This window comes from Serratia sp. CY84636 (assembly GCF_052166245.1).
Lineage (GTDB): Bacteria > Pseudomonadota > Gammaproteobacteria > Enterobacterales > Enterobacteriaceae > Serratia > Serratia nevei.
This window is the reverse complement of record NZ_JBJNOX010000002.1, coordinates 28,102-43,656: the sequence shown is the minus strand read 5'-3', so window position 1 is coordinate 43,656 and position 15,555 is coordinate 28,102. Positions and strand designations below refer to the sequence as shown.

Below are 15,555 nucleotides of genomic sequence, written 5' to 3'. Positions count from 1 at the left end.
GTTACTTGGTCAGCAGAGATTCGATATCCTGCAGCAGTTGCTCAGCCTGAGCGGACGGTAGCACCGCATCAACCGGTAAATACCACCAATTAGGCTGGGCAAAGGCGCGGCACTTCACCGCGTCCTTCTCCGTCATCAGCAGCGTTTGATCGGCTGCAACCAGCGCCGTCAGCTGCGGCTGCTGATATTCCTGATGATCGGCAAACGCCACTTCCTGCACCACCTCGACGTTCAGCTTTTCCAACGTCGCGAAGAAACGCGGCGGATGACCGATGCCCGCCATCGCCACCACGCGCGGCAGCTCGGCCGCCGGGCGACGTTCACCGCTCAGCAGGTTCACCGCGTCATGCGCCTGCAGGCGCATGGCAATCTCCCCCGCCTGCGCCACGCCGCCATTGGCGACGCGCGCATCGACGCTGCCAAGCCGCGCGGCACGCTCGCGCATCGGCCCGGCCGGTAACCACCAGCCATTGCCGAAACGGCGCACGCCGTCGATGACCACCAGCTCGAAGTCACGCTGTAAGGCATAGTGCTGCAAGCCGTCGTCGGTGATGATCGCATCCAGCGACTGTTGTTGCAGCAAGGCCTGTACCGCCTCGGCTCGCTTGGGCGCGATCGCCACGGGCGCGCCGGTGCGCTGATAAATCAGCACCGGCTCATCCCCCGCCTCGCGGGTCGAGGTATTCTGATTGAGCACCAGGGGATAGACCGCCGACTTGCCGCCGTAGCCGCGTGAAACCACGCCAACGCGATAGCCCCGCTGCTGCAGGTGTTCCACCAGCCAGATCACCATCGGCGTTTTGCCGTTGCCGCCGGCGGTGAGATTGCCCACCACCACCACCGGCACCGGCGCGCGCCAGCTTTTGCGCAGGCCACAGCGGTAGCTGAGGCGAATCAGCCAACTGAGCAGGCCATACAGCCAGGAGAGCGGCAGCAGCGCCAGATAAAGCAGCGAACCGCCGGACCAGATGCGCTCAATCATTATTGACCAAACTGCATGCGGTGCAGCTGCGCATAGGCGCCCTGCCGTTCAAGCAATTCGGCGTGCTCGCCGCGTTCGACGATACGGCCGTCCTCCACCACCAGGATCTCGTCCGCCTTCTCAATCGTCGACAGACGGTGCGCGATCACCAGCGAAGTACGGTCTTTCTGCAACTCGTCCAGCGCAGCCTGGATGGCACGTTCGGACTCGGTATCCAGCGCAGAAGTCGCCTCATCCAGGATCAGGATCGGGCAGTCGCGCAGTAACGCACGCGCGATGGCGATACGCTGACGTTGGCCGCCGGACAGCATTACGCCGTTCTCACCGATCACCGTATCCAGGCCGTTCTCCATCTTGTTGATGAAGTCCATCGCGTACGCCATTTCGGCCGCTTTCTCAATCTGCTCGCGGCTGTATTCGCTCTCGCGCGCATAGGCGATGTTGTTGGCGATGGTGTCGTTGAACAGGTGCACGTTTTGCGAGACCAGCGCCACCTGATTACGCAGTGAGGCCAGGGTATATTCACGCAGATCGTGGCCGTCCATCAGGATTTCGCCTTCTTGGATATCGTAGAAACGCGTCAACAGATTGGCGATGGTGGATTTGCCCGAACCGGAACGGCCCACCAATGCGACGGTCTTGCCTTCGGCGATTTTCAGGTTGATATCGCGCAGCGCCGGCGTTTCCTTGGACGGGTAGTAGAAGGTGACGTTGCGGAATTCGATATCGCCTTTCGCACGCTTCACTTCGCGGGTGCCGGTGTCTTTTTCCTGTTCCATATCCAAAATGGAGAACAGCGTCTGGCATGCCGCCATCCCGCGTTGGAACTGGGCATTGACGTTGGTCAGCGACTTCAGCGGGCGCATCAGCGCGATCATCGACGAGAACACCACGGTAATGGTACCGGCGGTCAGGGTTGACATCACGCTAGGGAAGCTGGCGGCAAACAGCACGAACGCCAGCGCCAGCGAAGCGATCAGCTGAATGATCGGATCGGAAATCGAAGACGCGGAGACCAGTTTCATGCCCTGTTGACGCATGCGGTTGCTGACCGAGTTAAAGCGCTCGGTTTCCACCTGCTGGCCACCGAAGATCAGCACTTCTTTATGGCCTTTCAGCATCTGCTCGGCGCTGGTGGTCACCTGTCCCATGGTGTTCTGCATGTTCTTGCTGATGTTGCGGAAACGCTTGGACACCAGGCGAATGGCGATGGAGACGATCGGCGCCAGCACGATCAGGATCACCGACAGCTGCCAGCTGTAGTAGAACATCATGATGAACAGGCCAATGATCGAGGCCCCTTCACGCACCACGGTCACCAGGGCGCTGGAAGAGGAGGAAGCCACCTGCTCGGAGTCATAGGTAATGCGCGACAACAGCGTCCCGGTAGACTGCTGATCGAAGAAGGCCACCGGCATTCTCATCATGTGGCCAAACAGGCGGCGGCGCATCTGCATCACCACCATGCCGGAAACCCAGGAAATGCAGTAGCTTGAAACAAAGCTGGTCACGCCACGCATCAGCATCAGCGCAATCACCGCCAGCGGCATCCACACCAGCACGCTGCTGTCGGTTTTTCCAAACCCATCGTCCAATAGCGGTTTAAGCAGAGACAGCATCAGCGTGTCCCCCGCTGCGTTCATAATCAACGCAATGGCGGCCACAATCAGCCCGGTCTTAAAAGGAGTGATCATCGGCCAGAGTCGACGGAACGTCTGCCAGGTCGAGAGATCTTTATCATTCATCATGCAAATACCAGCATCGGAAGAAATAGCGGCCTATTTTACTCATTATCACCCTCTACGCCAAACCGCTGATGGTACCAACGGGGCATTAATTGTTCGCGAAAGCCTTTAATTTGCCAATCGTTGTCGAAAAAAAGTACCGATAACTGGCCGGAGCGCGTCGTATCACGCCATGTAATGCCATTTGCCCGGTATCTGGCGACCACTTTACGCGCCGGCAATCGCCATTTGTTGTAACGAGATGCTGACGCCAGCGCCACCTCAGGATTGACCGCGCGCAGAAACGGCGGCGTCGAAGACGTTCTGCTGCCATGATGCCCCACCTGCAATACCGTGGCCGCCAAACGGTCGCGGCGCAATCGAATCAGCTGTGCCTCCGCCTTCTTTTCCGCGTCGCCGGTAAGCAGCAGGCTGTATTTCCCGTCGTCGATGCGAATCACACAGGAGTCGTCATTGACCGGCCTTTTGAGCGTTTTCGGCGGCCACAGCACCTCGAATTGCAACGACTGCCATCGCCAACGCTCTCCGGCGACGCAGGGCAAGTGCCCCTCCCCGCGTATCGGGCTGCGCACCGTCGCCTGTGGAAACGCACTCTGTACCGTCGACAGCCCGCCGATATGATCGAGATGAGCATGGCTGATGATGATCTGTTCCAGTTCAATACCCCGCCAGTTCAGCATCGGCAAAACATGCCGCTCGGCGGCGCTGCCTGCAGGCCAACGATCGCCGGTGTCATACAATATTCCTTTGCCGTTTTGCTCTATCACCATCGCCAGGCCGTGCCCGACATCGAGCATATCGACGCGCCAGCGGTATCCCGGCTCTTTTCCTCGCCACAGCACGCAGCATATCGCGATCGTCGCCAGGCCCGGCGCATAGCGCCACCACCAATGAAAGCGCCAACAGATAACGATAAGCCATCCCGCTATGCTGGCCAGCAGCGAGGCAGCCCCCAAATCCACCCAACCGCGCTGCAGGTAATGCAGCGGCACAAACACACCGCTCAACGTGAAATCGGCCAACCACCAAAGCCCGTAACTTAGCGAGGGGAAGACGCCGCCGATCACCGCCAGCAAAATCAACGGCACCGTCACCAATGAGACGATGGGCACCGCCCAGATATTGGCCGGCAACGAAGTCAGCGTCAGGCCTAAAAACAGCGCGACCTGCATCGGCACCAGCAGCAGCGTCATGCCCAGCTGAATATGCAGCCAGCGTACCGGCGCCCAATACCAGGCGGAACGAAATCGCTCGCCGAGCGGCGCCCATTCGAACCAAAAAATCAAACACCCTACCGCCAGCACCGACAGCCAAAAACTGTCTGACAATACCGCCAGCGGATCGCACAACAAAATCAGCCCGACGCACCACAGCCACACTTGCCAGGAAGAACAATGAACGCCGCGCAAGCGCAGCAACATCCACAGCGTCATCGCCAGCGCGGTGCGTACCGCCGGTGGCTGGGCGCCCACCAACCAGACATAGATCAGCGTCGCCACCCAGCCCGCGACCAGCGGAAAGCGATAACCAATCAGATGGGCGGGAAGAAAAAACTGCAGCGCACGCAGCACCGCCCAAAACAAAATGGCGACCATCGCCACATGTAGCCCCGAAATAGCCATCAGGTGCGCAATGCCGGTTTTCAGCATCAGCGTGCGCAAAGCCTGTTCCAGTGCGGTGCGTTCCCCAAACGCCAGCGCCAGCAACACCGCCTTGTAACGCAATTCACCGATGTTGGTTTCCGCATGGCTGATTATGCGCTGGCGCAGGCCGCAATCGCCATCCAGCAAACGAGCCTGCCTGACCTGCGCGGTCAAAGGTTGGCGCTGCGCGATCGCCCAACGCTGGCTGTCAAAGCCGCCTTCATTGAGCTTGCCGTGCACCGGCCGTAAACGCAGTTTCAACTGCCAACGCTGCCCGGCGCACAGCCGCTGCCGTTCTGGGGCCCACGTCGTAGTAAACGCCAGCGCAGGCACCAACCAATGGCCGTCGACTCGCTCGATGCGCATCAGCGTCTGCTTACTTGCGGCAGGCTCCAGTGCGACGCTGCTCACCTGCGCCACCGCCGTTACATCCGGCATGCGGCTTAGGCGCTCCATTTGCCCAAGCAGGCTTCCGGCGTTGAAAACCGCCCATATGAATCCCAAACCCAGGCAGGCCAAATAACGGCAGATCGGCCAACGGGTGCGCAGCAGTAAACAGGCGACAAACAGCATCGGCCACAGCAGCCATGGCTCTGGCAACCGCGGTAAAACCAGCAGCGGCAGGATGCCGCAGATAACGGCGAATATCGCCAGATCCAGCGAAATTTTGATCGCTCTTCTCCCATCGGCTCCACCATGAGCAAAAACGCGTCACGGCAAGCAAGCAGGATCGTTGAGGCGATATGTCGCCGCCAGCGGGCTTTAACGAAGATGCGGTGAGCATGGCAGGATAAGAGAGGCCTATGTAGCAGCCACACCGCAAATGCGGCGCAGTACGCAATTCACGAGCGTATCGTGGAGAATCGCAGGCGAAAAAAAACGGCGCCTTAAAGGCACCGTTTTATATTCTTTACAAGCAACAACGCTATGAGCAGTCAGCGACTAGCCATAGATATTGGCGCGGTCACGCAACTCTTTGCCGGGTTTGAAGTGAGGAACGTACTTGCCGTCCAGCTCAACTTTGTCACCGGTTTTCGGGTTGCGGCCTACACGCGGGGCACGGTAGTGAAGAGAAAAACTGCCGAATCCGCGGATCTCAATGCGTTCGCCCTCGGCCAGCGTTGCGGCCATGTGCTCAAGCATCTCTTTCACTGCATCCTCAACGGCCTTCGCCGGAATATGAGATTGCTGGCCAGCAAGTCTTTCAATAAGTTCAGACTTGGTCATAGTACCTCCAAGCTTTGCAGCTAAACTACCGTATCGGGGCGGTCAGAAACCGCCCCCCGTCATTACTCGCCTTTAGCCGCTTTGAAAGCTTCAGCCATTGCGTTAGAGAAGTTGCCTTCTTCCTGTTTGTTGTTAACAGTTGCGATGGCGTCTTTCTCGTCAGCTTCGTCCTTAGCACGTACGGACAGGCTTACAACGCGGTTCTTACGGTCAACGCCGGTGAATTTAGCTTCAACTTCGTCACCTACGTTCAGAACCAGAGTTGCATCTTCAATGCGGTCGCGAGAGGCTTCAGATGCACGCAGGTAACCTTCTACGCCGCCTGCCAATTCAACTGTAGCACCTTTGGCGTCAACTGCAGTGACTTTACCAGTAACAATAGCACCTTTCTTGTTCATAGACAGGTAGTTATTGAACGGGTCTTCAGCCAGCTGCTTCACGCCCAGGGAGATACGCTCGCGCTCTGCGTCAACTTGCAGAACAACCGCTGCGATTTCGTCGCCTTTCTTGTATTCACGTACTGCTTCTTCGCCTGCAACGTTCCAGGAGATGTCAGACAGGTGAACCAGGCCGTCGATGCCGCCGTCCAGGCCGATGAAGATACCGAAGTCAGTGATAGACTTGATTTTACCTTCAACGCGGTCGCCCTTGTTGTGGGTTTCTGCGAACTGCTGCCATGGGTTGGATTTGCACTGCTTCAGGCCCAGGGAGATACGACGACGTTCTTCATCGATGTCCAGAACCATCACTTCCACTACGTCGCCCACGTTAACAACTTTGGACGGATGGATGTTTTTGTTGGTCCAATCCATTTCAGAAACGTGTACCAGACCTTCAACGCCTTCTTCGATTTCTACGAAGCAGCCGTAATCAGTCAGGTTGGTTACACGACCAGTCAGCTTGGTGCCTTCTGGGTAACGTTTCGCGATAGCAACCCATGGATCTTCGCCCAGCTGTTTCAGGCCCAAGGATACACGAGTACGCTCGCGGTCGAACTTCAGCACTTTAACAGTGATTTCATCGCCAACATTGACGATTTCGCTTGGGTGCTTAACGCGTTTCCAAGCCATGTCAGTGATGTGCAGCAGGCCGTCTACGCCGCCCAGATCAACGAATGCACCGTAGTCAGTGAGGTTCTTAACGATACCTTTAACTTCCATGCCTTCCTGCAGGTTTTCCAGCAGTTGATCGCGCTCAGCGCTGTTCTCGGATTCGATAACCGCACGGCGAGAAACGACAACGTTGTTGCGCTTCTGATCCAGCTTGATGACTTTGAACTCAAGCTCTTTGCCTTCCAGGTGCAGAGTGTCACGTACCGGACGCACGTCAACCAGGGAACCTGGCAGGAACGCGCGGATGCCGTTCAGCTCGACGGTGAAGCCACCCTTCACTTTGCCGTTGATAACACCGGTTACAGTCTCAGCTTCTTCGTATGCTTTTTCCAGCGTGATCCAAGCTTCGTGACGCTTAGCTTTCTCACGGGACAGCAGGGTTTCACCGAAGCCGTCTTCAACAGCATCCAGAGCAACGTCAACTTCGTCACCAACCTGGATTTCCAGCTCGCCCTGGGCGTTTTTGAATTGCTCAGCCGGGATGGCAGACTCAGATTTCAGACCGGCGTCAACCAGTACGATATCTTTGTCGATAGCAACAACGACGCCACGAACGATGGAACCCGGGCGGGTTTCGATTTCTTTTAAGGATTCTTCAAAGAGTTGAGCGAAAGATTCAGTCATGTTGTTAATCTTCAGGGTTCTTTAGTTTAACGTCCATTTAGCGTCCCGCCGAATGGGGTTGTTTCACATACCCCGCCATTGGCTCCATGCCGACAGGGTTTAAGGTTACAGGGGTAAAATTTTACCCGATATATTGCGATACCGCTATGACAAATATGACAAAAAGCCAATAGCGCCGCCGCGCTTATTGCTGCGGCAACGCCAACACTTTCTGTGCATACGTCAACGCCTGCCGGATCACTTCTTCGATCGACATGCTGGTAGAATCCAGCACGAGGGCGTCAGAAGCGGGCACCAGAGGCGCGATAGGCCGATTACGGTCACGGTCGTCCCGTTCCTTTATCTCGGCTAAAAGACGTTCAAAGTTAACATTAAAGCCCTTCTCCTGCAACTGCAGCATGCGGCGGTGCGCGCGCTCCTCCGAGCTGGCGTCGAGGAAAATCTTGACCGGTGCGTCCGGGAACACCACCGTGCCCATGTCGCGGCCATCGGCAATCAGGCCGGGCGCCTCGCGGAATGCACGCTGGCGGCGCAGCAGCGCCTCGCGCACGCGCGGAAACGCCGCCGCTTGCGACGCGGTGTTGCCGACGGTTTCGGTGCGGATCTCATTGCTGACGTCCTCACCTTCCAAAATCACCTGCAGCTTGCCGTCCTGGGCAACGAAGCGAACATCGAGATGTGCGGCCAGCGGAACCAGCGCTTCCTCAGAAGTGATATCCACCTGATGATGCAACGCCGCCAGCGCCAGCACGCGATAGATCGCGCCGGAGTCCAGCAAACGCCAACCAAGGGACTCGGCCAACGCTTTACACAGCGTGCCTTTGCCTGCGCCACTTGGTCCATCAACGGTTATCACCGGGGCTGTAGCCGTCATTTCTCTCTCCTTCAGGTAGAAAACCTCACAGAGACACGGTGCGCTTCGGCTCAAGGCCCGCGCGCCGCACTCTCTGTCACCTGCCCAATCAGGGGCAAATACGGTGGCGTATTATACGCTGCCCTACGGCGATCTGTTACCCTGGAACTGTCCGGTTGTTGAAAATAAGCGCACAACCGCGAAAAAGTATAGAAGAAACGCCGGTCGCCAAAGGTTAAAAACGATAAAGGCCCACAAAGGGGCCTTAAAATAAACGATTTGACGGGTTACGCCGGCTGGCTGATGCGCGCCAGCTGTTCGAAATAGTCCGGGAAGGTTTTCGCGGTGCATTTCGGATCGAGAATGGTGACCGGAGTATCCGACAGCGCCACCAGCGAGAAACACATCGCCATACGGTGATCGTTGTAGGTGCCAATCTCGGCAAACTGCAGTTTGGCCGGCGGCACGACGTGAATGTAGTCTTCGCCTTCGTCCACTTCCGCCCCCACTTTACGCAGCTCGGTGGCCATCGCCGCCAGACGGTCGGTCTCCTTCACCCGCCAGTTGTAGATATTGCGAATGGTGGTCGGCCCCTCGGCGAACAGTGCTGCGGTGGCGATGGTCATCGCCGCGTCCGGAATGTGGTTCATGTCCATGTCGATGCCGCGCAGTTCACCGCGGCTGCATTCGATGAAATCGTCGCCCCAGGTAATGCGCGCGCCCATTTTCTCCAGCACGTCGGCAAACTTGGTGTCGCCCTGCACGCTTTTGCGGCCGATGCCGGTCACGCGCACGGTGCCGCCCTTGATAGCCGCCGCCGCCAGGAAGTAAGAGGCGGAAGAAGCGTCGCCCTCAACCAGGTAATCGCCCGGCGCGATATACGTCTGACGCCCCTGGATATGGAACACCCGGTAGTTGTCGTGGCTCACCGATACGCCGAAGGTGCGCATCAGATGCAGCGTGATGTCGATGTACGGCTTGGAAACCAGCTCGCCCTTGATGTGGATCTGCGTATCCTGCGGCGCCAGCGGCGCGGTCATCAGCAACGCGGTCAGGAACTGGCTGGAGACGCTGCCGTCAACGGTGACGTCGCCACCCTGGAAGCCGCCGCGCAGGCGAATCGGCGGGTAATCGGTCTGCTCGAGGTAATCAATCTGCGCCCCGCCCTGGCGCAAAGCGTCCACCAAATGGCCGATCGGGCGCTCTTTCATGCGCGGTTCGCCGGTCAACACCACGTCGCCTTCGCCGAGGCACAGCGCCGCCGCCAATGGGCGCATCGCCGTCCCGGCGTTGCCGAGGAACAGTTCCAGCGGCTGGCCGGCCACCAGCGGCCCGGCCACGCCGGTCACTTCGCACACGGTGCGATCGGCGGAAAGCTGATAGTTCACGCCCAACGCCTGCAGCGCGTTCAGCATATGACGCACGTCGTCGCTGTCCAGCAGGTTGGTCAGCCGGGTCGTTCCTTTCGCCAGCGCCGCCAGCAGCAGAGCGCGGTTAGAAACGCTCTTGGAGCCGGGTAAGTTGACGGTGCCATTGACCAGGGCGACCGGGTGTAACGTCAGGGAATCCACCATGTGAACAAAACTCTCCAATTCTGATAAACGAAACGGCTCCGGAATAATGCCGGAGCCGCTTTAATGCAAAAGGACAACAGCCTGAGCAGCCCGCGGCGGGCGGGCTGACGGAATCAACCGTGACGACGTTCGAAGTCGGCCATGAAGTCGGTCAGCGCCTGCACGCCGGCCAGCGGCATGGCATTGTAAATAGAAGCGCGCATCCCGCCAACTACCCGGTGGCCTTTCAGCGCCTGCAGGCCGATGGCTTCGGCTTCGCTGAGGAACACCTTGTCCAGCGCCGCATCGGCCAGCTGGAACGGCACGTTCATCCAGGAACGGTTGGCGATCGCCACCTGGCTGCGGTAAAAGTCGGATTTATCGATGGTCGCGTACAGCAGTTCGGCCTTGGCCTGATTGCGTTTTTGCATCTCCACCAGGCCACCCTGCTCTTTCAGCCATTTGAACACCAGCCCGGACAGGTACCAGGCGAAGGTTGGCGGGGTGTTGAACATCGAGTCGTTTTCGGCCAGCACGGTGTAGTCGAGGATCGACGGCACTTCTTTGCGCGCCTTACCCAGCAGATCGTCACGTACGATCACCAGCGTCAGGCCGGCCGGGCCGATATTTTTCTGCGCGCCGGCGTAAATCACGCCGAAACGGCTGACGTCGAGCGGGCGGGACAGGATGGTCGAGGAGTAATCGCCGATCACCACCTTGTCGCCGAAGTCCGGCGTTTCATCGATGGCCACGCCGTCGATGGTCTCATTCGGGCAATAGTGGACATAGGCCGCGTCGTCGCTGAGCTGCCACTCTTTCATCGGCTTGATGCCGCTCAGGCCGTCGATACGGGTTTTCACGTCGATGACGTTCGGGGCGCAATACTTTTCCGCTTCCTTGATGGCGCTGTGCGCCCAATAGCCGCCGTCGATATAGTCGGCGGTGGCCTTGTCGCCCAGCAGGTTCAGCGGCAGCGCGGCGAACTGCGCGCGGGCGCCGCCGTGGCAAAACAGCACTTTATAGTTGGAGGGGACTTTCAGCAGATCGCGCAGATCCTGTTCCGCCTGCTCGGCAACGGCGATGAATTCTTTGCTGCGGTGACTGATCTCCATCACTGACGTGCCCAGACCGTGCCAGTTGCACAGTTCCTGTTCCGCACGACGCAACACTTCCACCGGCAGCATCGCCGGGCCAGAGCTAAAATTATAAACCTGAGTCATTTCCCCTCACCACATTCACTGTTCGCCGCAGAAAAGCGACCTGTCGAAAAGACGCCCGAAGTTAACGCTCGCGTTAACCAACCCATCGGTTTTATCACTCACGCCCCATGGCTGCAACGCTTATTCACCCGTCGGCGGCAAACGGCCGCGCCGGGTGATGACAGGCTCTGCGGCCGTCGCGATTGTTTGGACGATAAAACCCTGCGACATGGGGAAATTCAGCGGGTTAACGCGGTGTTTTATGCTGTATTCAGCCAAGATGGCTGCGGGAGCCCCGGTCGGCCCCCGCAGAAGAGAAAACGATCAGTACTGATTAAACATCTGCTGGATTTGCTTCGCATCTTTGGTTTGCGTCAGCGCCAGCTGCAGCAGAATGCGCGCTTTTTGCGGATTCAGCGTGCCGGCGGCAACAAAGCCGTACTTGGCGTCGTCCACTTCCGCATCTTCGGTGGTGGCGCCGGTTGGCACGCGCGATGAACGCACCACCGCCACACCGTTGTGCGCCGCCGTCGCCAGGGTGTCGAACACCGTTTTATACAGGTTGCCGTTGCCGACCCCGGCGCTGACGATGCCCTGATAGCCTTCGGCGATCAGCGCCTTGGCCGGCGCATCGGAGGCGTTGGCATAGTTGTAGACGATGCCGACCTTCGGCAGTTCGTTCAGCTTGCTGACGTCGAACGACGTATCCCGGGTATGCTTACGCTGCGGCGAGCGCTGGTAATCGATCTTGCCGTTGTGGATATATCCCAGCGGGCCGTAGTTTGGCGACTGGAAGGTCTGCACGGCGGTGGTGTTGGTCTTGGTGACGTCGCGCGCATCCAGCACGGTGTCGTTCATCGCCACCAGCACCCCGCGGTTGGCCGATTGCGGATCCGCCGCCGTCACCACCGCATTATACAGGTTGAACGGACCATCGGCGCTCATCGCCGTCGCCGGCCGCATCGCCCCCACCAGCACCACCGGCTTGTCGCACTTCACCGTCAGATCGAGGAAGTAGGCCGTCTCTTCCAGCGTATCGGTGCCGTGGGTGATGACGAAGCCGTCGGTCTTGCCGCAGTCGGCGTCAATTTTCTTCGCCAACGTCAGCCAGACCCGATCGTTCATGTCCTGCGAACCGATGTTCACCACCTGCTCCCCCTGCACGTTGGCGATGTTTTTCAGCGCCGGCACCGCATCGACCAACGCCTCGACGCCCAGCTTGCCCGCCGTATAGTTGGATTTCGTCGCCGAATCGCCGCCGCCGGCAATGGTGCCGCCGGTCGCCAGCAGGGTGATGTTGGGCAGCGCCAGCGCCGAGGCGCTGAAGCCGGTCAACAGGAGGGTTAACGCGCTGAGTTTCACTGATTTCATTAGATTTCTCCGTGACAGATAACTCGCTGAATTATGGCCTTTATCCTTAAAAAAACTGTGACTTTGCCGCCGCTTTAGGAATACGTGGAGCTCCAGCGTAAAACCCCGTATCATTGCGCGTTTTTAGTACGCGCAAAAAGTGAAGACAATGACGCAAACTTTTATCCCCGGTAAAGACGCCGCCCTGGAAGACTCCATCGCCCGTTTCCAGCAGAAACTGAGCGATCTCGGTTTCAACATCGAAGAAGCCTCCTGGCTGAACCCGGTGCCGCACGTGTGGTCAGTGCACATTCGCGATCGCGATTGCCCGCTGTGCTTCACCAACGGCAAAGGCGCCAGCAAAAAAGCCGCGCTGGCCTCCGCGCTGGGTGAATATTTCGAGCGCCTGTCCACCAACTACTTCTTCGCCGATTTCTATCTGGGCAAGCAGATTGCCGAAGGCGATTTCGTGCACTACCCGAATGAGAAATGGTTCCCGATCCCTGAAGACGACGCGCTGCCGGCCGGCATCCTCGACGAACGCCTGCACGCCTTCTACGATCCGCAGCAAGAGCTGAGCGCCAGCGATCTTGTCGATCTGCAATCCGGCAACGCCGATCGCGGCGTGTGTGCGCTGCCGTTTACCCGTCAGTCCGATCAGCAAACCGTGTACATCCCGATGAACATCATCGGCAACCTGTATGTTTCCAACGGCATGTCCGCCGGCAACACCGCCAACGAAGCGCGCGTGCAGGGCCTGTCGGAAGTGTTCGAGCGCTATGTGAAAAACCGCATCATCGCCGAATCCATCAGCCTGCCGGCGATCCCGGACGAAGTGCTGAACCGCTACCCGGGCGTGGTGGAAGCCATCGCCAAGCTGGAAGAGGAAGGTTTCCCGATCCTCTCCTATGACGCCTCGCTGGGCGGCAACTACCCGGTCATTTGCGTGGTGCTGTTCAACCCGACCAACGGCACCTGCTTCGCTTCGTTCGGCGCGCACCCGGACTTCGGCGTGGCGCTGGAGCGCACGGTAACCGAACTGCTGCAGGGCCGCAGCCTGAAAGATCTCGACGTGTTCACCGCACCGACCTTCGATGACGAAGAAGTGGCGGAACACACCAACCTGGAAACGCACTTCATCGACTCCAGCGGTCTGATCTCCTGGGATCTGTTCAAACAGGACGCCGATTACCCGTTCGTTGACTGGAACTTCAGCGGCAGCACGCAGGAAGAGTTCGCCACCCTGATGAGCATCTTCGACAAAGAAGACGCGGAAGTGTACATCGCCGACTACGAGCACCTGGGCGTCTACGCTTGCCGCATCATCGTGCCGGGCATGTCCGACATTTATCCGGCGGAAGACCTGCTGCTGGCCAACAACAGCATGGGCGCGCACCTGCGCGATACGCTGCTGGCGCTGCCGGGCAGCGAGTGGGAGCCGGAAGAGTACCTGGCGCTGATCGAGCAGTTGGACGACGAAGGGCTGGACGACTTCACCCGCGTACGCGAACTGCTGGGCATTGCCAGCGGCAAAGACAATGCCTGGCATACCCTGCGCGTGGGCGAGCTGAAGTCAATGCTGGCGCTGGCGGGCGGCGATCTGGATCAGGCGCTGATCTGGACCGAATGGACGCAGGACTTCAACGCCTCGGTGCTGAGCCCGGCGCGCAGCAACTACTACCGCTGTCTGCAAACGCTGCTGCTGCTGGCGCAGGAGCCTGAACGCGAAGCGGCGCAGTACTACACCGCGTTCGTGAAGATGTACGGCCAGGAAGCGGTCGACGCCGCCTCCGCCGCCATCAGCGGTGAAGCGCGCTTCAACGGGCTGTTCGCCGTCGATGCCGATCTGAAGGCGTTGCCGGCCCATCAGGCGCTGCTGGCGGCCTACGAGAAGCTGCAGGCGGCCAAACGCCGCCACTGGGCCAAGGCCTAAGCATCGTCAGGGGATACTGCCACTTTGGGAGTACCCCTGCTGCCAAACGCCGCACTTCGCTGCGGCGTTTTCATTTTTGCGGTGTATTTCAACGCATTCGCTTTTATTTTCTCGCCGGAAAATTGGCGGTTAAACGACCATAAAAATAAATAAACCGTCAATTGTTGCCGGACGGTGAAATAATAATTAACCGATAATTAAACTTTCAGCGCTGCGCGGCGACAAAACGCCTAAAAATTTAACTTTACCCTACGCCGTCCACCCGGTGAATTCAAAAAATTTTGCAAACATTAAAAAAATGTTTTTACTTAAAAATCAATAAATTAATCATAAAAACCACACAAAAAACACGCCATTTTGCCGCTCTACTTCCCCGCCTTATGATCCAAATCAAATTTTCCCCTATACTGCTTTGCTAGTATCTCATTGCGTTGTTTTAACCCTTAAGAGCGAGAGTTAGTTTGAAAACTGACAGCCCCTTCGATCTGATTTTACCTGCGGCCACGGCGAAAATCGCTGAAGATGCCGGCGTGTATAAAGCCACCAAACATCCGCTGAAAACGTTTTATTTGGCGATCACCGCCGGTGTCTTCATTTCCATCGCCTTCGTCTTCTACATCACGGCGACCACCGGCACCGCCGGCGTGCCTTTCGGGCTGGCGAAACTGGTCGGCGGCATCTGCTTCTCTCTCGGGTTAATGCTGGTGGTGGTGTCGGGCGCCGACCTGTTCACCTCTACCGTACTTATCGTCATCGCCAAGGCCAGCGGCCGTATCAGCTGGGGCCAGCTGGGCGCCAACTGGCTGAACGTTTATCTCGGCAATCTGGTCGGCGCGCTGTTCTTCGTGGCGCTGATCTGGTTCTCCGGCGAGTATATGGTCGCCAACGGCCAGTGGGGCCTGAATGTCCTGCAAACCGCAGACCACAAGCTGCATCACACCTTTATCGAAGCCGTGTGCCTCGGCATTCTGGCTAACCTGATGGTCTGCCTGGCGGTCTGGATGAGCTACTCCGGCCGCACTCTGACCGACAAGATGCTCGCCATGGTGCTGCCGGTCGGGATGTTTGTCGCCAGCGGCTTCGAACACAGCATCGCCAACATGTTTATGATCCCTATGGGCATCGTGGTCAAACACTTCGCCACGCCGGAGTTCTGGCAAGCCGTAGGGGCGGTACCTGAGCAATTCGCTCATCTGACAGTAAGCAATTTCATCATCGACAACCTGATTCCGGTCACCATCGGCAACATCATCGGCGGCGGTCTGCTGGTTGGGTTGACTTACTGGGTAATTTATCTGCGCGGGGGCCGCGAACAGCACTAAGCTGTGAGTTAC

11 protein-coding genes are annotated in these 15,555 nt (G+C 58.3%); 2 read left to right on the top strand and 9 right to left on the bottom strand.

Annotation, left to right across the window (positions count from 1 at the left end):
- Position 1: 1 nt before the first annotated feature.
- The 9 genes from lpxK to ansB all read right to left on the bottom strand — a co-directional run bounded on the left by lpxK (position 2) and on the right by ansB (position 12,309).
- The gene (gene lpxK, locus ACJ8QI_RS04590) at positions 2–982 is read right to left on the bottom strand and encodes a tetraacyldisaccharide 4'-kinase (protein ID WP_442532139.1); all 981 of its coding nucleotides are present in this window, start codon (positions 980–982) and stop codon (positions 2–4) included.
- Entirely contained in the window at positions 982–2,730 is a 1,749-nt protein-coding gene (msbA, locus tag ACJ8QI_RS04585; protein WP_047727931.1) for a lipid A ABC transporter ATP-binding protein/permease MsbA, read from the bottom strand. The genes lpxK and msbA overlap by 1 nt, the downstream gene beginning before the upstream one ends.
- Before the next feature lie 35 nt (positions 2,731–2,765).
- Positions 2,766–5,036 (bottom strand): ComEC family protein, encoded by a 2,271-nt coding sequence (locus ACJ8QI_RS04580; protein WP_442532681.1) that lies wholly within the window; start codon positions 5,034–5,036, stop codon positions 2,766–2,768.
- 276 nt (positions 5,037–5,312) lie between these two features.
- Positions 5,313–5,597 (bottom strand): integration host factor subunit beta, encoded by a 285-nt coding sequence (ihfB, locus tag ACJ8QI_RS04575; protein ID WP_004928264.1) that lies wholly within the window; start codon positions 5,595–5,597, stop codon positions 5,313–5,315.
- Between the two features lie 62 nt (positions 5,598–5,659).
- Positions 5,660–7,333 (bottom strand): 30S ribosomal protein S1, encoded by a 1,674-nt coding sequence (rpsA, locus tag ACJ8QI_RS04570; RefSeq protein ID WP_004928267.1) that lies wholly within the window; start codon positions 7,331–7,333, stop codon positions 5,660–5,662.
- Positions 7,334–7,517: 184 nt separating this feature from the next.
- Positions 7,518–8,207, bottom strand: coding sequence for a (d)CMP kinase (gene cmk / locus ACJ8QI_RS04565; protein ID WP_004928270.1), 690 nt, complete (start codon positions 8,205–8,207; stop codon positions 7,518–7,520).
- Between the two features lie 266 nt (positions 8,208–8,473).
- Positions 8,474–9,760, bottom strand: a complete 1,287-nt coding sequence (gene aroA / locus ACJ8QI_RS04560) for a 3-phosphoshikimate 1-carboxyvinyltransferase (protein WP_060421740.1) — start codon at positions 9,758–9,760, stop codon at positions 8,474–8,476.
- A gap of 113 nt (positions 9,761–9,873) precedes the next feature.
- Positions 9,874–10,959: a 3-phosphoserine/phosphohydroxythreonine transaminase gene (serC, locus tag ACJ8QI_RS04555; RefSeq protein WP_033637853.1), complete on the bottom strand. Its 1,086-nt coding sequence runs from the start codon at positions 10,957–10,959 to the stop codon at positions 9,874–9,876.
- Positions 10,960–11,262: 303 nt separating this feature from the next.
- The gene (ansB, locus tag ACJ8QI_RS04550) at positions 11,263–12,309 is read right to left on the bottom strand and encodes an L-asparaginase 2 (protein ID WP_442532138.1); all 1,047 of its coding nucleotides are present in this window, start codon (positions 12,307–12,309) and stop codon (positions 11,263–11,265) included.
- Positions 12,310–12,457: 148 nt separating this feature from the next.
- Between ansB and ycaO the strand changes: the two genes are divergently transcribed.
- Positions 12,458–14,221, top strand: a complete 1,764-nt coding sequence (gene ycaO / locus ACJ8QI_RS04545; protein WP_087762271.1) for a 30S ribosomal protein S12 methylthiotransferase accessory factor YcaO — start codon at positions 12,458–12,460, stop codon at positions 14,219–14,221.
- A 461-nt stretch (positions 14,222–14,682) separates the two neighbouring features.
- A complete protein-coding gene (gene focA, locus ACJ8QI_RS04540) occupies positions 14,683–15,543 on the top strand; it encodes a formate transporter FocA (RefSeq protein WP_019454548.1) in 861 nt (286 codons plus the stop codon).
- The last annotated feature ends 12 nt before the right edge of the window (positions 15,544–15,555 follow it).